This is a genomic window from Mycobacterium sp. UNC410CL29Cvi84 (assembly GCF_000686745.1).
In the GTDB taxonomy this organism is placed as follows: domain Bacteria; phylum Actinomycetota; class Actinomycetes; order Mycobacteriales; family Mycobacteriaceae; genus Mycobacterium; species Mycobacterium mucogenicum_B.
The window spans coordinates 75,438-94,068 of record NZ_JMLM01000007.1 but is presented as its reverse complement, the minus strand read 5'-3'; the positions used below and the strand labels follow the sequence as shown (position 1 = coordinate 94,068).

The 18,631-nt window shown below is 62.5% G+C and carries 19 protein-coding genes; 6 read left to right on the top strand and 13 right to left on the bottom strand.

Translation table 11 applies throughout. From position 1 onward, the window contains the following. Positions 1-220: 220 nt before the first annotated feature. From BR47_RS0110970 to BR47_RS33080, 4 genes are all read right to left on the bottom strand, one after another. On the bottom strand, positions 221-1,354 hold the full coding sequence (locus BR47_RS0110970; protein ID WP_029119535.1) for an ankyrin repeat domain-containing protein: 1,134 nt from the start codon (positions 1,352-1,354) through the stop codon (positions 221-223). Between the two features lie 67 nt (positions 1,355-1,421). Then, a complete protein-coding gene (locus tag BR47_RS30285; protein WP_141772164.1) occupies positions 1,422-2,363 on the bottom strand; it encodes a DUF695 domain-containing protein in 942 nt (313 codons plus the stop codon). A gap of 191 nt (positions 2,364-2,554) precedes the next feature. Continuing rightward, on the bottom strand, positions 2,555-3,055 hold the full coding sequence (locus BR47_RS30280; protein ID WP_081831262.1) for a DUF4265 domain-containing protein: 501 nt from the start codon (positions 3,053-3,055) through the stop codon (positions 2,555-2,557). A gap of 45 nt (positions 3,056-3,100) precedes the next feature. Beyond that, complete coding sequence (locus BR47_RS33080) at positions 3,101-3,643, bottom strand: KilA-N domain-containing protein (protein WP_141772163.1); 543 nt, start codon at positions 3,641-3,643, stop codon at positions 3,101-3,103. 683 nt (positions 3,644-4,326) lie between these two features. On the opposite strand from BR47_RS33080, the gene BR47_RS0110950 reads away from it, so the two are divergent. From BR47_RS0110950 to BR47_RS0110935, 4 genes are all read left to right on the top strand, one after another. Then, a complete protein-coding gene (locus tag BR47_RS0110950) occupies positions 4,327-5,028 on the top strand; it encodes a hypothetical protein (protein WP_141772162.1) in 702 nt (233 codons plus the stop codon). Positions 5,029-5,225: 197 nt separating this feature from the next. Further along, positions 5,226-5,981: a hypothetical protein gene (locus BR47_RS0110945; RefSeq protein WP_029119532.1), complete on the top strand. Its 756-nt coding sequence runs from the start codon at positions 5,226-5,228 to the stop codon at positions 5,979-5,981. 444 nt (positions 5,982-6,425) lie between these two features. Next, positions 6,426-6,947, top strand: coding sequence for an LpqN/LpqT family lipoprotein (locus BR47_RS0110940; RefSeq protein ID WP_231506693.1), 522 nt, complete (start codon positions 6,426-6,428; stop codon positions 6,945-6,947). A 213-nt stretch (positions 6,948-7,160) separates the two neighbouring features. Next, complete coding sequence (locus BR47_RS0110935) at positions 7,161-7,553, top strand: hypothetical protein (RefSeq protein WP_029119530.1); 393 nt, start codon at positions 7,161-7,163, stop codon at positions 7,551-7,553. Positions 7,554-7,688: 135 nt separating this feature from the next. Here BR47_RS0110935 and BR47_RS34205 read toward each other — a convergent pair whose 3' ends face one another. Continuing rightward, positions 7,689-8,225, bottom strand: a complete 537-nt coding sequence (locus BR47_RS34205) for an Rv2576c family protein (protein ID WP_502685822.1) — start codon at positions 8,223-8,225, stop codon at positions 7,689-7,691. On the opposite strand from BR47_RS34205, the gene BR47_RS32560 reads away from it, so the two are divergent. Next, positions 8,179-8,853 carry a hypothetical protein gene (locus BR47_RS32560; protein WP_036427151.1) on the top strand — a complete coding sequence of 225 codons (675 nt, stop codon included), beginning with the start codon at positions 8,179-8,181 and terminating at the stop codon, positions 8,851-8,853. The genes BR47_RS34205 and BR47_RS32560 overlap by 47 nt on opposite strands. 3 nt (positions 8,854-8,856) lie before the next feature. Here the strand turns inward: BR47_RS32560 and BR47_RS0110920 are convergent, their stop codons facing one another. The 8 genes from BR47_RS0110920 to BR47_RS0110885 all read right to left on the bottom strand — a co-directional run bounded on the left by BR47_RS0110920 (position 8,857) and on the right by BR47_RS0110885 (position 16,563). Then, positions 8,857-9,816, bottom strand: coding sequence for an MlaD family protein (locus BR47_RS0110920; RefSeq protein WP_029119528.1), 960 nt, complete (start codon positions 9,814-9,816; stop codon positions 8,857-8,859). Next, positions 9,813-10,811 (bottom strand): MlaD family protein, encoded by a 999-nt coding sequence (locus BR47_RS0110915; protein WP_081831261.1) that lies wholly within the window; start codon positions 10,809-10,811, stop codon positions 9,813-9,815. Before BR47_RS0110915 ends, BR47_RS0110920 begins: the two co-directional genes overlap by 4 nt. Continuing rightward, positions 10,808-11,866 carry an MlaD family protein gene (locus tag BR47_RS32055; protein WP_177127319.1) on the bottom strand — a complete coding sequence of 353 codons (1,059 nt, stop codon included), beginning with the start codon at positions 11,864-11,866 and terminating at the stop codon, positions 10,808-10,810. Before BR47_RS32055 ends, BR47_RS0110915 begins: the two co-directional genes overlap by 4 nt. Before the next feature lie 38 nt (positions 11,867-11,904). Beyond that, positions 11,905-12,840: an MlaD family protein gene (locus BR47_RS0110905; RefSeq protein ID WP_141772161.1), complete on the bottom strand. Its 936-nt coding sequence runs from the start codon at positions 12,838-12,840 to the stop codon at positions 11,905-11,907. An 86-nt stretch (positions 12,841-12,926) separates the two neighbouring features. Continuing rightward, complete coding sequence (locus tag BR47_RS0110900; protein WP_029119525.1) at positions 12,927-13,919, bottom strand: MlaD family protein; 993 nt, start codon at positions 13,917-13,919, stop codon at positions 12,927-12,929. Next, the gene (locus tag BR47_RS0110895) at positions 13,919-14,956 is read right to left on the bottom strand and encodes an MlaD family protein (RefSeq protein WP_029119524.1); all 1,038 of its coding nucleotides are present in this window, start codon (positions 14,954-14,956) and stop codon (positions 13,919-13,921) included. The genes BR47_RS0110900 and BR47_RS0110895 overlap by 1 nt, the downstream gene beginning before the upstream one ends. 3 nt (positions 14,957-14,959) lie before the next feature. Continuing rightward, entirely contained in the window at positions 14,960-15,832 is an 873-nt protein-coding gene (locus tag BR47_RS0110890) for an ABC transporter permease (protein WP_231506692.1), read from the bottom strand. Next, entirely contained in the window at positions 15,829-16,563 is a 735-nt protein-coding gene (locus tag BR47_RS0110885) for an ABC transporter permease (RefSeq protein ID WP_036427147.1), read from the bottom strand. The genes BR47_RS0110890 and BR47_RS0110885 overlap by 4 nt, the downstream gene beginning before the upstream one ends. 693 nt (positions 16,564-17,256) lie before the next feature. Between BR47_RS0110885 and BR47_RS30265 the strand changes: the two genes are divergently transcribed. Then, the gene (locus tag BR47_RS30265; RefSeq protein WP_081831260.1) at positions 17,257-18,630 is read left to right on the top strand and encodes an oxygenase MpaB family protein; all 1,374 of its coding nucleotides are present in this window, start codon (positions 17,257-17,259) and stop codon (positions 18,628-18,630) included. The last annotated feature ends 1 nt before the right edge of the window (position 18,631 follow it).

The window sequence follows — 18,631 nt, the reverse complement described above, 5'->3', positions numbered from 1 at the left end:
ATCACCTTCGTCGACGAGAAACCACCCATGACCACATCCCCTGTCCAGCAGACCGACCCCGTACACCCGTCGGCGATGACGAGCCTGTGCAAGGTGTAGTCGGGATTCAGAGGCAGAACCGAACGGTGATCTAGCTCACAACGGATACCGTCCTGGCAAAACACCTGCACGAGGGCCAGTCAGCTCGGGCCCGTGCACGGACTTGCTGGTGCAATCGCCGCTAGTAGCGGTACTCGGTCTCGCCTAATGCCATTGGACTGGGATTGGCCAGGACCCAGGCGACGGCCAATTCGGTGACGCGGCGGATCGATTCCTCGTCGTATTTGTCTCGGGTGATGCCCCTACTGAGCTCGGTACGTTCGGCTGCTGTTGCCACTGGTGTCGCCGATCCAAGGTGGGCGATCAGCGCGTCCTTCATCTGGCGGAAGCCGTGGTTCCAGTTGATTCCGCCGTTGTTGAGCAGTTCCCGCGCGATGCGGCCGGCGAGTCGGATGACTTCGCCCTGGACGGTCTTCGCCGGACCACTGCTGGGCACCAAAAGGTTCCACAACTCGTCGAATTGCGCAGACGACTCGGTGGCGTCGACGACGATCGGCGATGACCCGTCATGGACCCTGCGGCGGGCGACCGGGGGCATGCCGAACAAGCTGTAGAGATCCGACAGGGCTGCATCTGTCTCGTCCAGGTAGCGCGGGTTGAATCCGGCGCGGTGGAACTCAAACTGGCCGCCAATGCGGGTGACCATCTCAGCGGCGTCCTGGGGGCTCGGGCAGTCCGCATCGAGAAGTATGCGCGCAGAACCCGCGACCTGCGGAATATCGATGTTGCGGCAGTCGTGGAGCGCGGCCTCTAACGGTGTTCGCCCGCTCGAGTCCACAATCACCGGGTCCGCACCATAGTCGAGAAGAAGGCGCGTCGATTCGGCAGAGCGCAGTGCCGCCCGATGGAGCGGTGTGCCCTCGCTGGTCACGATATTCACGTCGGCACCTTGTTCGACGAGGACACGCAATGTCGCGGGGTGCGCGATCGCGGCGATGATGGGAGCGCGCCGCCCTCGTCCGCCGTTGACGTCCGCACCGAGTTCGAGCAGCACAGTGAGATCTCGTCCGGCGGCGGCACGCCGACACAGCGGAGTACGGCCGCTGGCGTCGGGAGTGTCGACGTCCAAGCCCCGGTCGACCAGCCACCGTGCAAGCTCGTCCGGACAATTGTCGAAACCCAGTGCCGTGCTCTTCCATTGGCCACCGTAAGCATTGAACTCACACGCGTCGAAGACCTTCTTGAGAGCGTCGAGGTCGCCTTCATCGAGTGTGGCCTCAAAGTCCTTCGGGAGCGTCTTGCGCTTACGGACCACGGTTTTCCTCTCCCCCGGGATTCTGGCGACTTGTCGCATTCACGCTGACGTTCGAGCTAGGGCGCGTTCACGTGCGTAAATGGGCGACGTCGGACCACTTTGGATCGTCGTGGGACGCGACTATCACGGCTCCCTGCGCCCAGGTTGCAGCCTCGGACTCGATCGCGACGACATCGACTGCGACACTGTCGGCATAAACGTGCACGGTGTGCACGCCAGCGGTCGTTTCGCAGGCAAGGACACGACCGGCTGTGCCCAGTACGGATTCGAGCCGATCACGCAACTCCTCCAACGCATCCCAGGTCTGCTCGGTAGGCAACCCTGCCTCGTCGAAGCTCCGATAAGGGACCGAGATCGCGATATGCGTATCCAGGTTGGGCGCCTGGCTACTGCACAGTGGCACTTGCGCGGCAGCGACAACGCGGCCGTTCTCCCCGTCCCATTGCAGACCCACCCAGGCTGGTGTGCCGTCCTCATATGTGTTCTCCGCGGCGAGGGCATCGACCACACCGACAAGCTCAGCCAACGAATACCCGTCGGCGGGGCGGTATCTGGTGGTGTCGACCGCACCGAGCCATTGTTCGACTGCGACTTCTCCCAGTGCGTGATCCAGGGCCAGGAAGGCGATCTCGAATTGCTGCCGCTGTTCGAGTCCGCCGAAGCTCGGGTGGTACACCCGCACGTCAAGACGATTTTGACGACGTTGGCATGCAACGATCACGTCGGCATAGTGGACCAATACCGAACCGAGCCCCAGCCGGAATTCACCCAACGGTCGGCGCTGAAGCGAATCAGCGTATGACCACACTGGATCTGGACTCGGTGCAGCGTTGAGCCAGCGTCGCGCGACCGCACGGTGATCCGGGTTGCCGGTGACGACCAGTTGATGCTCAGACACCGTGCCTGGACCGATCTCCCACGCCAGGCCGTCATGAATCGCCGCGACGCGCTGATCGATCAACGGAAACGCCGAACTGGCGTCACCTGCCTCGATTGCGGCAGCGACCACAGTTGCACCTTCGGTACGCCACCATTCCCAGAAACTCTCGATCAAATTGTCCCCCATAGTATTTGGTCTTCCCGTGCAACGCGGTTCATCAACTCGATCAGGTCATACGTCCTGTAGACAGCAGGCACATCGCAGCGCAGGTCGCGAATGTGGTTGCCGCACCTGGGTTAACCAGCCGATGACTTCCGGCGTCAACGCGGGAAGCTGTCGGGCAGACATGCTTCCTCAAGGTCTAACGCACCACTTAGCTGCTTATCCGTTAGAAACGCATGCGCTCGCTCTACGACCTCGCTGTCCGGAATATCGACTGCAATGATCCTGCGAAGCCTCTCGAAGGTGCACCCCATATCGCTCAGCGCCGCCAGGATTTCATCCTCGTCAGCGAAAACAACAATTCGTACGGTTGAATGGCCTGACCACTCAAGGCGACCAGAGAACCAAATCAAGTCGCTATTGAAATCTGACCGCTGACCTCGGACGATATCGTTTACCGCGAGCGGCTTGACGAAAAACGGAATGTTGTCGACGCGGTATCGACCGTCACCAAGAGCTTCAACCCACATGGTTTCAACCGCGTAGGGAGGCCAGGGGTGATCGGGATCATCGTCTTCTACAGGCAAGTTGAATGCCATTCGCCCGTAGCGATCTCCGCGCAACCCCGTTGACCCATGCTCGGCGTTTTCCCGATCCATCAATATCCACCCCTCTGCAGAAGCCAAACCATCGCCTCGAGCTCATCAGAGTCGATCGTTCACCCTGCGGGTATGCCAGGTATCACCATGCAGCAGCAGCGTGATCTCGCTGGGACCTGACGTGGGGTAGCTGACGTCGGAGTCGTCGAAACAGACGGCTTCGATGTCGTTGGCGACGAACACGCTGACGTGTGTCACTCCCGGCGGCCCGACCAGTAGTTGGCGATCGGGGTTTCGGCGTTCGCCGATCGCCATGAGGCCGCTGGCGATGTTCAGGTACCCATCGAAGGCGAGGTCACCGAGGCCGCCGGTGTCCGATCCCGAGAGCACGCGTACATAAACGTGTCGGCCAACGACGTCACATTCATGGACGCTCATGGTGTGCACCCACAATGCCTGATGCACGGATTCAGGGGCGGGGGCGATTTCAGGATGTACGTACGTACCTGAAATTCCTTTCGCTCCAGCGTCTTCGATGATGACGATGCTGCCATCAGGTGCCAGCGTGGTTTCACACAGCAGCCGGTTTGTGGCGGTTCGCACAGCCGATCCCCTTTCAGCCACCGGATGTGGCAGCTCCAATTCCAAAGACAGATTGCGATCCGGGCGTTGGCGCAGACAGCGGTCCCACGATGAAAGGTCGTCAGCGGCAGTGCTACACGGTGCGCGACGGGGCAACGGTGCTGTCGCACGTATGGTTCCGCCAGCGCTGCGACATGCCCGGCCTACCGGCCGCGCGCAGGGTAGGGCTGACCCTGTATACCCGGCGGCAGTCCGATCGTCAGTGAACTAATTCCTACGACCCTGAGTAATCCCCCACCAGCAACCACCACCCCGGCCTCCCGATTGGTAGCCAGAATCGAGAACAGCAAACAGCGCCGGAATTGATACACGAGACCGCACCACGCGCGGCATGCTACGAAACAATGCGTCCCCCTTGCGAAAGCCCGCCCCAAGCCCCCCGGCCCGATCGGCTCTCAAACTGACAGTCACGAGAATTCCACGAACCAACCGACTCGTCAACTCATAGCGATGCGTAGCTGTCAACACATCCACTCAACTTTGAGCTAATGTACATACATCGGGTCCGCCGTCTGCGGCGTCACCGGCTTAGGAGCCAACCCAGATGCCGCACCCCCGGGCGGTCATCACCAAGCGCTTGCGGACCACGCATCAGGCGGCTCTCCCGCTGCGCGGGCGGCCTGTAAGTCTCTGTACCTCAACCGTATCCAGGGGATGGCATGGCCGCTAGGAAACGCCATAGAGCATCGGTGGACGCTGACGCGTTCATCGAACGATTCGATGCTGATGATGGCGACCACAACCGCAGGGACCCAATCATCCTGCCGGCCGACGAATCACTGCGGCGCCAGCCATGGCGTTCGCGATGGGCGATTTCACACGCAGCAGCTTCACCGGCTACCTCTCACGGCCGGAGATGGCACGTCACCGTCATGTGGATGTTCCGGGTAGTCGACACGGCATTCATTGCAGCGGTGGCGTACTTGTGCTGGACATTGGTGTGGTGCGGCGGCCCGTTCGAACGCATGGGATGGCCGGTGTTTGCGATGTTTGGCGGAATGGTGCTCGTGCCGATCGGCTGGGTCTACTTCTTCATCTGCTCGGCTCGCCGGCCGATCATGGCACCGCTTCTGACCATCGCTGCCGTGGTTGGTCTTTCGGCCCTGTCCATTGCGACTGGTGTCGTGCAGAAAGTGCGGTGGGCTCAGGCCCGCCCAGCCGTGCTGGTCATCGCCGCACATCCGCCCGCACGCGGCCAGACGCAGCATCTGCGGCTCGGCACCTACTCGGCGAGCGTGTCCGGACTCCTGGACGGGACAGTGCTTGTCGCATTCCATCCCAGCTGGGATGGGCTGCTGTATGTGCCGGAAGGGATCCCCGAACCCGACCGCCACAGAAGCGGTATCGGCCCCGAAATGATGCCACGGTGGTGGTACTACGACACCGACTAGGAAGTACCAATCGCGAACATGAACCAACATGGCGCCGAGACCGCTACAGTACTGGGTTTTTCGAGACGAAGCGGCGAACTGCTCACCGCCACAAAGAATCTCGAACCCGATTCGTCAGCTGGCTGCTATTCACCGGCATGGGCGGCACCAATCGTGGTCGACACGCGCAACCGCACTACCAGGAGAGAATTGAGGGTATGGCAGCACTGAAGCAGCCGAGCATTGGACCGGTGTGGAAATCGTTCGTCGACCACGTACAGAGAGCGATCGTTGACTACGGTCACTGCCTGGATGTGGAGATCATCGGGATGGACGGCGTCGAAGGGCTGGAAAGACTACAGTCTCAGGCCGGCATGGTGGCGTTCGCGGACCGCCATTGGACTGAGGTGATGGCCTGGACGCACGACCCGGACCCCGCAACAGTCGCCGCGCTGCTGAACCACGTTGGTGTGCGCTGGTGGTTCGAACCGATCCAGCACGAGCATCTGGTCATTCAACCTGAGCACTCCCCTCGACTCGGAGGCGGATGGTGGATGGAGCCCGGCGGCTATCCCACGATCTCTCAGGCGTTCGGCGGCGACATGCAGATCGTGCGGCACTACTGCGCCGACGAGCACTCGGATAACAAACCCATTGCGGTACAGCGGCTTCCGTCCCAATACCGCGGCGACCGACGGTTCACGATTGCCGGCCCCGAGGACTGGGCCACTCTGGTCGACCGCTACCCCGCCCAGCGCCGCGTCTTCCGTAGCCACGAGTTTCAGCAGTTCGACGAGCTATGGGTACCACATTGGCAGTCGGCAGCCGCCGATATCGACCTGGTCACCCTCAGTGTCGGCGGATTCGCCTACACCGCGTACCTGCCACTGGTTACGTCCGCTGGCCGCAACACCATGCTGTGCGGATGGAATCCCGGCGAATCGATCGTCCTAAACCCGTGGTGGCAACAATGAACACCCACTACCGGATGTGGTCGGCGCGCAACCCCCTGTTGTGCCCTGTGTGCCAGATCACCATCAGGCGGCGTTCGGTTGTGTGCTGATCCGTCGACTACATCTTGCGGGACAGTTCGTCTGAGCCCATCTGATTTCGTGAACCACGGGGGTCGGTCGTGAACGCTGAACTCCATCTACCCAGAGTGGTTCCACGGCAGCACCGGCTGTCCGAATGCCGACGAGCGGCGGTGGCCAGCGAGGTGTCCTCATCAGGATGAAAAGTGCTGAGGGGTTGGGCATAACGAGGGAAGGTGGCAGCTGGTGAACGCTCAGGGGCGTGTTCTTGGGGTGTTGTGTGGCGTGGTTGTCGCCACGCTCATTGTGGGGTGTTCGTCGTCGCACCCACAGTCGTCCGTAGCGTCGGGCTCCGCAGCCGCTTCACCGACATCGTCGTCCGCGGTCGTGAACGCGGCACGATGCACGACGGCTGATGTCCCCCTGACCACCCTGGGGCCGAAGACCGCCGAAGAACCGACATTGGAGCTTCCGACGCCGGCAGGGTGGGAGCATTCGGCGTCGACGATGGGCTCACCGATGATCCGTGGAATCGTCGTCAACAAGGGGCTGCGAGCCAACGACTTCACCCCAAATGCGGTAGTGACTCTCGAAGACCTCACCGGCAAGGTCGCCGACGCCCAGCAGGGCATCGAGGCCGAGGTCGTCGGCGCACAGCAGGCCGGCATCGCCGTCACCAGCCGCACGCCGGGAACGGTGTGCGGACACCCGAGCGCAACGATCACCTACACGTTGAAAGGTCACTCAGTGACCGCGCTCGTCGTCGCCGCGGCGGACGGGCAAAAGGTCTGGGCGGCAACGCTGACCGTGCAAACCGCAGAACCGGACAATCCTGCGTACATCGCCGACAAGCAGAAGATCATCAACAACTTTCAGTTCGTCGTCCCTAGTCACGGGACGACGCAGTAGGACCGTGACGGCCGAGAAGTCCCTTGCGTCAAGCATTGCGTCGGTCAACCGAGGGCTCGGCCGTGATCGGTTCATCAGCTGCCCGGCCGGGGTTGAGCTGACCAAGACACGCCGACTCGCGCATCAGCCGCGAGCGCTCTCGCAGTTCGCGAAACGGCGCAGAAACTCATGACTCGCATCGGCGAGGGCGGAACTCGACCCGGTCCCCGAACCATGACGCTGTCCGAGGCGAAGTTGGTCAACGCGTTTCTCGCGTTCGACTTCCCCGGTGTGGAGCAGTTGCGCGCGCAGGCCCGCTCATTGTTGGTGACCTCGGGCTGTGATTGCGGTTGCGGCACTTTAAATCTGCACCCGGTCGGAGACGATCTACCGGTGTCGGATGCGGCTCGTCCCGTCGAAATCACCGGTGACATTTTCGACGGCAACGGCAACGCTATCGGCGGAGTGTTGCTTTGCCCGTTCGACGGCCTGCTGGCGATCCTAGAGGTCTACTACTGGGTCCAGCCCCGCCGGGGTTACCGGCACTGGACGCGATCGAGTGGCATCGCACCCGTGTGGCGTCGAATCGACCGCGTACACGCGCAGAGTACGCGAAGCGTGCACTGAAAGTCTCTGGTAGGCAATGCTTCTGATGATCGCTGCCGCCCGCCAACGCAAACAAACCGAAGCGCACATGAGTACTCGACTTGTTTCGATTGCCAATACAATCTCAATACGCCGAGAAAAGTCGGTCCATGTCGTTTAGATGCACACTCCCTTGTCGTTGTGCTTTACGAGCAAGCCGTCGACCCAGACCTCACAGCGCAGGCTCGGGTTCCACCACACTTGCCTGACCGAGACGTAGGCATACCTATCTGGTTCGCCCAGCGGTACGGTTTCGGTCCAGGGCGCCTCGGGGCTGACCCATACGTGGTCATACTTGGCGCCACTGGAGTTTTCCGATGGAGCCTGCGCTCGGTAGTGGATTTCGAGTTCGCCTGGGCCGCCAGCGGTTACAACGTAACGGACCGAATGATCCGCACGAACCGGGGCAATCGATAGGCCCGCAGGGAATACCAAAAAGACGATCGGTAGCAGTGTGATCACGAAGCGAGCCACCAGCTTCCTTTCGCGATGTCGACGCTGCCGGCCGAGTCCAGCCCGGCACTCGCATTCCAGCGCCGCGCCGACAGCCGCCGAACCAGTCAGCAAATACTTGTACCAGATGGAGCATATCTGGCAGGATGGGCAGATGGCAACGACGCTCGAAGAATCTAGTGCTGAAACCGACACCACCATGGACGAGTCGGTCCAACCGTCGACAACCAGCTCGGCGCGCGAGGCGTCGGAACCGGTCGCCGACACATCACCCAGTAAGCAAATGCGTTCTGCACTTCGCTGGACTACCCCAGTCGCGTCGGCTCTACTGGGTGCTTCGTTGGTTGGCAACGTAATCGCAGGCTGGCATTGGCATTCCGAATCAAGGTCCGCGCACCAGGCACGGGCAAACCTGTCGGACGCCCGCGAAGCAGCCGACGCCCGCAAACACGCCGAGCAGGTCAGTATCGATTACGCCAAAGGCGCCGCGGACATGGACTACAAGGATCTGCCCGCATGGTCGAATCGGTTGACCGCCAACACCACTCCGGCACTCAAGAAGAAGCTGACCGAAGCAGCGACGTCGATGGAGCAAATTATCGTGCCGTTGCAGTGGGTTTCGACGCCGACCCCGATCGCCGCCGCGGTGAGGTCCGAGCACGACGGGGTCTTTGTGGTGAACTGTTTCGTCAGCGTAGTGACCAAAAATATCCAGGCCCCCAACGGAATTCAGTCCACCGCGACCTACACCGTAACGCTCAACAAGAATGACAACTGGGTCATCACCGATGTAGGCGGTGTGGATTCGGCGACCAAGCTGGGAAACTAGCGGTCACTGTCCGCCCACGACGTGCACGGTGAACGCCCCCGGTGTGTCCAGACCTGACATGGTCGCGTCCAGCAGTCGGCTGGTGTCGATCGTCGTCATGGCTGCCGCTGTGGCTTGCAAGGGCGGCAACAACGGTTCGGTGAGGTTGTAGAGGTTGATACCAATCTGATCCTCAAACGCCAAAAGCCGCTGTAATACCGGTACAGCACCCCTTCGGATGTCATCGGGGTACGTGCCGCCAGACTCATAGCACAACGCGACGGCATGTTCGACCAGCTGTTGGAATCCCGCCTCGACGTTGTCGAAGGCCCGCGGCATTTCGGTTAGCGCCGGTGCCACCGCGGCTTGCTTTCCGAGCAAGAACTGAAGCTGCGTGAGGATGCCGCGTAACTGGTCCTTGTTCTGCGTGACCGCCTGGTTGAGCCGGGTGCTCGCCGCGGTCAGGGCCGGGACCGAAGCGGTATCGGAGTATGCGATACCGAGTTCGTCGATGATGCGGTTGAACCGCTGCGGATCGAGATCGTGCAAAAGGCGCGTCACAGCGACGGCCATGTCGCCGATGGTTCCGGGCACGGTGCTCTCGTCGGCAGTGATGCGCTGGTTGTCCTCGATTGTCGGCCCGCCGTCACGGTTGGGTTTGATCGACAAATAGGTCTCCCCCAGCGCCGAGAGATTCTCGACGCGGAAGGCACTGTCGAGCGGCAGGTGCACGGTGTTCGGGTACCAGAAGTCGATCGATACGTTGTGCGCATCGGGGTGGATGGTCGAGACTTCGCCGATGGGGACACCGCGCAGCAGTACTGGTGAGCGGGCCACCAAGCCGCCGGCGTCGCGAGCTATCAAGGTGACGTGATGGCGGTTGTCTGCGGAGGCAAACCACGGCACCCCTTGCGCGCCGATCGCGACGAGGGAGGCCGCGGTCAGCGTCAGTAATGCGCTGACCGACAACAGGTTCCGGATCATCGGGTGGCCCCTAGATTGCGCAGCACGCGTTGAGCGTCCGCGGTGTGGTCCACGCCGTCAGGGCTGGCCACGTTGGTGATGTCGATTCTGGGCGCAGAGAGGAAGGGCAGCATGGCGGTGCTCGCGAATTGGTCTAATTGCCAGCCGAATCCGATGGGGTGTGGCCCACCGGTGACGCCGACTTGTTCCATCGCAGTGGCGGCTGAGTCCATGACCGGGATCAGCCAGTAGCCCTGAGTGAAGATCGAGCCGACGGACGGCAGCAGGACCCCGATATAGCTGGCGGTGGACATCAGGTTGTCCCAGTAGGTTTGGCTGTCATCGGATACGAGATCTTGCAGGTAGTCGGTCCGGTCATGCAGGGTGCTGGCGATGTGGCTGAGGTTGTCCAGGGCTTCCTCTACTGCTGCGTGGTGAGCGGCTAGGCTGCGGATATCCGAAGCGAGAACCGATGCGACACGGCGAGTCTCGCCGTCCGAGGGCGGCAAAGCGACGTTGATCCGGCGCAGTGCGCCCTGGAGCCGCTGGAGCGATCCGGTGCCGAGAAACGCCGACAGGGTGGTCATCATGTCTTCAATCGACGTGGGCGGTCGGGTCCGGCTGACTGGGATGCGATCGCCGTCGCGAAGCGACGCTGTGTCCTGGCCACCGGCGGCCCTGGTGAGGCGGATGTAGGAGTCGCCCAGCACCGTGTCCTGCACGATCGCGGCGGTCGCATTTGCGGGGATTTTTGCCGCGGATTCCACACTGGTGCGCACGGCGACCGCATCATGGTCCAGCGATACGCTGTCGACCGAGCCGACGCTGTCACCTTCGTAGGCAACCTTGGCCCCGGCGGGAAGATTGAGCGCACTGGTGAACTCGATGGTCACCGTATATTTGCCCGTCCTACTGATATCCGGCGGTCGAATGTTCACCGGGTTGACTGCACAGCCGGTTGCCGCGGTGATCGTCAGTGTTGCCGCGGCCAAGCGGCATATCGGGTGATTGGTCATGGGTGTTGCACGCCTCCGTTGAGTACGAGCTGCAGTACGTCGACCGAGGTGATGCCGTCGGGAACGCCGTAGAAGAATCCGCAGTGGTCTTTTCGATCTGGGTCGAGATCGGTCTGCGAGCACACCGCGCCGTTATCGGCGGCGCCGGCAGCCACGCGGGGCGACATGACGGGCACGGTCCGGCCGCGCAGCCGCGCCCAGAATGAGCGCACCCCGTCGAGGATGTTGGGCAGAGTGCCGGCGTATGTGACGAACACGCCCGTGTGTTCGGACAGAATCCGGACGGTCGCTGCCGCGGTGTCGAGAGTGTTCCACACGATGTCGTGGTAGTGGGTGCCCGCGTCGAGCAGCAGCCGGACCAGGGCGCCCAGCGTCGGCCCGAATATCCGTGCGGCCGGGCTCAGAACTCCCGAGCCCAGCTCGTCGAGGACCCTGGGCAGGGTACGCATCGTCACTTCTAGGGTGTCCCAGTTCGTCACATTTGCTTGCAGGGCTGTGGCGAGATCCTTGAGCAACGTGCCGTCGTCGATCGCGCCTGGATCGTTGGCCGTTGCCGCGAGGTTGGCGAACGTATCGCGCATGGTCGTCCCGTTTCCGGCAAGCTGGTCGGACAGGGCGGCCAGCAGGCGGTTCAGCGCGTCACCGTGGCCGCCGGCGGTCACTTCGCCCACCAATGCACTTGTGGCCGCGGCCGTTTCAGAGATGCTCTTAGCGGTGGCCGTGCGCTCCGGTGGTATGCAGTTTCCGGGCGTGAGCATAGTGCTCACGGTCGAGCCTCCATTGAGTTCGAGGCTGCGATCGGCCAGGATTGTCGGAGTCCGGGTTACGGCGGTGACGTCCGCCGGCACAGTGACGTCCCGTTGAAGCGAAAACCTGACCTTCACAACGGTGTTGGTTGGTTCGATCCGTTCAACGACGCCGATCGGTACGCCCATGCGGGTGACCGAATTGCCTTGGTAGAGGCCGATGGAGTCGGCCATGATGGCGCAGTACCCGCCGGTGGAGCTGGCGACCTGGCTGTGGATGGCGGCGCAGCCTGACGCGACTGTAGTCACCGCCAAGGATGCCGCCACGGCCCGAACACCGTTGAGGGTCAGCATGTGCGGCCGGGGATCGGGACGCACATATCGGTGGCAACGAGGGGTTTCTCGGGCACTGGAGCGGGTGTGGCGCCTGGGGGAAGGATGAGATTTCGCACCGTGGTCGTGAAATTGCCGAGGTTCCAGATGATCCGGGGCACATCGGTGTTGATGAGGTTCAGGCTGTTGTTGATGCGCTGCAGCAGGTCCAGAGCCCATTCGCGGTGGCTGTCGTAGAAATCGAGCGCCACAGAAAGACGGTCGAACATCTTCGCCAGTCCGGTAATCGCTTGCGAGAAGCCAATTTTAAAGTTGTCCAGCGTTGCGACGAGGACGGCGGTCTTGTTGAGCAGGCTGGTGAGCACGTCACGATTGAGGACGGCGGTGTGCATTATCTCCCGCGCTGCGTCGAGCGCAGTGCGCACCTGTTGTTGTTGGCTGCTCACGACCTGGGTGATGGTGTGCATGCTGGCGGTGATGGTCGTGATGGCGGTGGGATTGTTTTCCAGGCCCGTGGCGAGTTGGTCGAGGCTGGCCACCAGCGGGCTGGGGTCGACTTGACGGAGTTTGTTTGCACTGTCGGCGAGCAGTGATGGCAGTTGGTAAGGAGGGTGCGTCCGCGCAGTTGGGATGGTGGCCCCCGCCAACTGTGTGGGGCCTGCGGAGACGAGATTGACGTAGTACCCCCCGGCGGCGGTGAGCATGCGTACATCGATCGACGACTGATTTCCGATATAGATGCTGTCGTCGATGCTGACTGTGACGTGTACGGAATTTCTGTCGACATGGACGCCTTCGACCTGACCGGCATGCAGGCCTGCCACCCGGACTTCAACGCCCGGCTTGATCGCCGCGGCATCGCTGATATCGAACTCCACGGCGCGGTGGCCCGGTGGCTGCAGGTAGGCGATTCCCGCTCCCAAGGCGAGCACAGCCATCACTGTGATCACCGAGGCTCCCACCGCCCAGTGACTCTTTTGCGAACGGCCGGATCCTCGGCGCCGGCGTAGCCGTAACCGCGCACGCGCGCGAACGATCAGCGGTTGCACAACGTCACCTGCTGTCCGGCGAGGAGGACCTTGACCGTTGGTGGAACGACCAGCGTCCCGTTGGTGCAGTGCAAGTCGGTCCGTGGATCTTTCATGAACGGCTGCACGCCGTTGTAGAAGCCGGGTAGGCGCTCAAAGAACTCAGGCACACGGTAGAGGTTGGCGCGCAGCACATCGAGTTTCGCGTTCACGTCGGTGCCTTCACGCAAGCCAACCACCCACAGCAGCCGATTGACCGCGGCAGTGAAATTGGGTCCGTACTGGGCGCTCAAGCCGAATTGTTCACGCACCTTCAGCGTCTCTGCCACCACGTGGTCTAGCAGTGCCGTGATGTGCATCACGCGGCCCGAATTGCCTTGCACCCGTGCGGCAAAAGTCGAGATGTTGTCGATCAGCGTGCTGATGGTCCGCTGCCTGTCAGCCGCGCGGCCGGCGATCACTTGGATGCTGTTGAGCAGGTCGGATGCTCCGGCGCCGTCCCCTTCGAGGAACACCGACAGTTTCTCGGTGAGATCGTTGATGTCTGACGGTTCAACGGTTTTGAGTACCGGCGCCAGGCCGGAGAAGATAGCAGTGATGTCGAATGAGCCACTGGTCTGAGTCAGCGGCACGTCGGAAATCGGTCGCGGGTTCGATGTGGGGTCGTCGCGGATATCGATGTAGCGCGAACCGGTGAGATTCTGGAATTTCACGCTCAAGTGCGCGGCGGTGGTCAGCTTCACCGTGCGTGCCAGGCTCAGGCCGACATCGGCGACGTTGGTGTCACCGGCGCGGCGAATCTGTACGGAGGTGACTTTGCCTACCTGTACGCCCTGTCGTCGGACGTCCGCGCCGGTCCGCACCCCTGAAGCGTCGGCGAACAGCGCGTGGCAGTCATAGGTGGTACCGGCGACGGGATTGCGGAGCCCGTTGACGATGAGGACGTACGCCACTGCGGTACATGCCACGGCGGCCACCAGGCTCACGACGGGGCGGCTCATTACCGCTCCCCCGGGTGGTCGAGGTCCGAAAGCGGCGGTAGTGCCGATTCCACCACCGGCAAGGGTTCCAACAGCACACGCAGTTTGAGCGACTGCGCGCCGGGCGGCCCGCTGTAGGTGTCCTGCAGGCCGGCCAGGATCTTGTCCAGTCGCAGTCCGCCGCGAGAGCGCTGAATGATGGTGCTCACCGCGTCGAGGAACGAGCGGGCGATCTCGGTCGCCGGCGTGAGGTCGGCGGTGTGTTTGCCGAGAACCTGTCCCAGCAGGCCAAACACGCCCGTGCTCACCAAATCCAAGGTCTGTCGCGCGGTGTCGATGTCGTTGCTGAGGTGCGCGTTGCCCTTGAGGTTGCGCAGGTTGTGGGTGGCGGTCAGTGTGCTGTCGATCAATTGCGGCAAGGGTTGCAATGCAGCATTCGCCTGCTCGACCAAGGCGGCCGAGTCGCTTTGTTGGGTTTCGGCGATTTGGTTGGCCAGGATGAAACCGGTTTCCAGTAGGGGCGTTAAGGCTCCTACGTAGTCGGCGCTGTCTTTGATGAGGTTCACCATTTTCTCGGTTACCACGCCGTTGACGACAGTGACGGCGCCGTTGAGCAGTTGTGACATGGTGGCGTTGGTCTCGGGGTTGCGCTCGATGAAGAGCCCGTCGGCGAGGGGCTTTCCCGAGTCATGGGGTATCAGATTCATCGCCGACAGGCCGAAGCTGTTTTGGGGTCGGAAGTCGTACCCCACTGCGTCGGTGAGCCCATGTATGGCGGTGCTGTCGAGCCTCAGTTGCATATTCATCGACCCGTTGTTCCGGGTGATCGCGGTGACGGTACCGACGGTGACTCCTCGCAGCAGCACGTTAGAGCGCTCGTCGATTCCCTGTCCGATGCTTGCCGTAGAGACTGTGATGTCGATGGAGTTGGCCGGTCGGTGGTGCGGCCAAGCCTCAGCGATGCAGATGGTGAGCGCGGTCGCAGCCAGCGCACCAGCCCCAATCCGCACCAACACGCGCCGCTGCTGTTGTTCTGTGCCGCGCAACATTTCAGACATGACTCATCCTCGGAACACATAAGTGGGGAACAATCCCCAGACGAGTACGGTCAGAACCAAGTCCAACGCGACGATGGTCACCAAGCTGGCGCGTATCGCGCGGCCACTCGACACACCGACCCCAGCCGGACCCCCGGTGGTGAAAAAGCCGTAGTAGCAATGAATGATCGTCACCGCCGCGCAGAAGATGAGCGCTTTACAGGTGGAGTAAACGATGCCGAATGGGTCCAGGAATTGCACGAAATAGTGGTTGTACGTCCCTGCGGACTGGGTGTGGACCACTGTGACAAGGGTGCGGCTCACGATAAAGCTCAATAGCAGCGTGGCCAGATAAGCTGGTGCGACACAGAGGATTCCAGCGATCAACCGGGTGCCGACCACAAATGGAATCGAGCGAATGCCCAGGGACTCGATCGCATCGATTTCTTCGGACACCCGCATGGCACCCACCTCTGCCGTCATGCGGCAGCCGGCTTGAGCCGCGAACGCGACACCGGCGGCGATCGGCCCCATTTCGCGAACGTTGGCCAGGCCGCCGACCACGCCGGTGAGGGCGCCGAAACCGACCAGGTCCAGGGCGGCGAACGCCTCGATGGACACCATCGTCCCGATACCGAATCCCAACAGCATCATGGTGGCCACCACGCCGCCATCGACGATGAGCGCACCGCGGCCCCACGCCAAGTTGTTGAGGATCTTGAATGTCTGCCGTGGGTAATGCCGGATGGTGGCCGGCAGCAGCCACAGCGTGAGGCTGACGAAGACGATTGCGCGGCCGCACTGCAGCAGCAGTTCGGTGATCGGCAGGACCACCAGACGTTCGATCAGAACCGTGACGCGCGAAAAGGGAAGATAGCGGGCAATTCTGGCGTTCACGCGAACTGCTCCGGGAAGAACATCGTTTGCAGTTGCGTCAGGACGAGGTCCACGAAAACGATCATCACGACGCTGAGCACGACCGAAGCGTTCACCGCATCGGCCACGCCGCGTGGTCCGCCTGCGGCCTTCAGCCCGCGAAGGCACCCGATGATTGCTACCAAGGCTCCGCCGATCATCGTTTTCACCAGTGCGAAATAGAGATCGGTCATGCTCGCGAAAGAACCGAACGACGCCCAAAAGCTGCCCGGGCTCACGTTGCTCACCTCGACGGCGATCACGAACGCTGAGCCGACACCGACGATGATGATCGTCGCCAGCACCATCGGTGAAATGGTCACCATTGCCAGCAACCGCGGTGCCACCAGGCGCTGTACCGGGTCGACACCCATAACCCGCATTGCGTCGATCTCTTCGCGGATGGCCCGTGTCCCCAAGTCGGAGGCGATCGCCGCGGACGCCGCACCGCCCATGAGCAGAGAGGCGGCCATGGGTGCGCCCTGGCGGACAATGCCCATTCCCGTAGCCGCACCCATCAGTGACGTTGCTCCGATGTCGTGGAGTATGCCGCCGGCCTGCACACTCATCAGGGCGCCGAACGGTATTGCCATCAGAATGGCCGGAAACGCGGTGACAGTGAACAGGAGCCAGGCCTGTTCAGCGAATTCGCGGACCGGCAGGCGCCCGGTCACCAGATCGACGGCGAGGTAGCGCAGCGCCGCGAGGGTCATCGACACCGCTCGCCCCACGGTTGCCGGACCATCCATGAACGTACGGGTGAATACTGCGCGCAGCCCGACTACACCTGCGTTGACACTGCTCACCCGATGCTCCAGCGGGCACCCGGGATTCGCGACGGCTCGAAGGCTGCGACAGTCACGCGGTGCCCTCCGGCCCTCTGCGGCAAGCGTTGAGCCTGTCTGCGGGATGTGCCGTTCTGTGGCCCAAACACGGCTGCTGGCAAACCACCGGCATGACTGACTGACATAAGCGAGCATGCTCTCACATATTGGCTCCAGTTGGTACAAAATCTTTCGCCGTTTCGAAACATGGCTGAAGATTGACGCATTTCCCGGCCATCACAGCGAGAGGCGTCCACGGTCGCGCAGCCGGGCCAACGACAGCCGCCATCGATTGAATGCGCCGCCAATCCGCGTCGCCGGCGTCGCCCACGCGCCCCGCCAAAGAAGACGTACCCCAGCCACCCGCAACGACAGGGCATCAATGGAAGCAGTTGGGGTACAACAGTTTACCGCCACACTCGGTGAACCCCGGCCGAAGCGGCCGATATCAGCACAGAACACGAATGGCACCAGACAGGGCGCGCCAAGCAATACTTGACCCAGCCGGTACCACTAATTTATGGTGCGAACGGGTGGCTGCACAGGCAGCAAGACCCGGTCTCCAACAGATGGGCGTGGGCGATGACGGCAGCAGCAACCGACGTCGACGGTCCCCAGCGAGAGCCGGACCGGCTCGAATGGGAGTACTACTACCGCGATGGAATGAACCTGCGAGCCGCTCCCCGGCGCGCGTCGGCGCCCTCTTGGCGCCATTTACGGCAAACGTTGTACCGGGACTGGCTCGACGTCGGCGACAGCTGGCATGACACCGTACAAACCCGGCTGCTCGACGATCATCGCTGGCAGGGCGATCAACTCATGGACGGCGTCGTCGAGATGTTCGACCGCGTAGGTCCAGCCCGCGGGCGTGAGTTGTTCGAGCAGGCACTCATCGCAGATGGCCCAGGAACCGGCGAGCTGCCAGACGAACTCCGCGCACTCGTGGCTCAGATCCACCACATGCCGACGTGGCATGACCCTGCCCGCATCGAGCGCGGCCGCCGCATCCTCAATGACGTGTCAGTCGCCGGCAAGCTCGGCGCCGGCGTTTTCGGGATCTTTGCCACCGCGATCTCGCAGGACGTCTCGGCCGCCACCGGCGCTACCGGCCGGATCGTGCGCGAGCCGATCCGCCGCGCCGTCGAGTCGCACGAGTTCTTCGAAAAGATCACTTATCGCGGCGCACTGGTGCCCGGTTCAGAGGCGGTCCGGATGATCGTGCGCGTACGCCTCATGCACGCGCTGGTACGCCGCGGCCTCCGACGGCAGTGGGGCGACGACAATTTCAGAACGCACGGCATGCCGATCTCCAACACTCGGTTGGCGGAAGGCTCGGGGTGGTTTGCCTCAATGCCGCTGTTGGTCGATCACGTTCTCGGCCGCCGCCGCCCTATGCGGGACCACGATGACGTCGCGTTGTATTGGGGCTACATTCTGTACCTGTTCGGCGTCGAGGAACGGCTCATCCCGCTCAACGGCTACGACTCGCTGACTCTGGCAAACCACATCTTCTGCGATGCAGGCGAGGCCTCGCCGTGGCGCGCCGAGCTGGTCGAAGGTCTGCTCCATCCGGTGCAAGCACAGGTCCCCGCCATCGCGCGGCCGGCCATAGTCGCCATCATCTTGGGCGCCGCCGCCGCGGTCATGGGCGTGGACACGGTGCAGGCGGCTCTGGCAGGCACCCGCTACGAGCAGGCCAACCTACGGCAGTGCCGGCGGTGGTATTTCGCATTCGCGCGTCCGTCGATCGCTGCCGCCATCGCGTGTGATCACGTTCCCGCACTGAGCAGATGGCGCTCTCGGCGAACCGCGCGCGGCGACTACGTGTTGACAACCCTCGGGCCCGCGATCCGCAGCCTTGGTCGGCGCCATGGCGTCACCGACGTCCCATTCATCCACCACGACGACAGCATTTCCGGAACGTCTTTTGGGCGTCGGCCAAGAAAGGCTCCCTAAG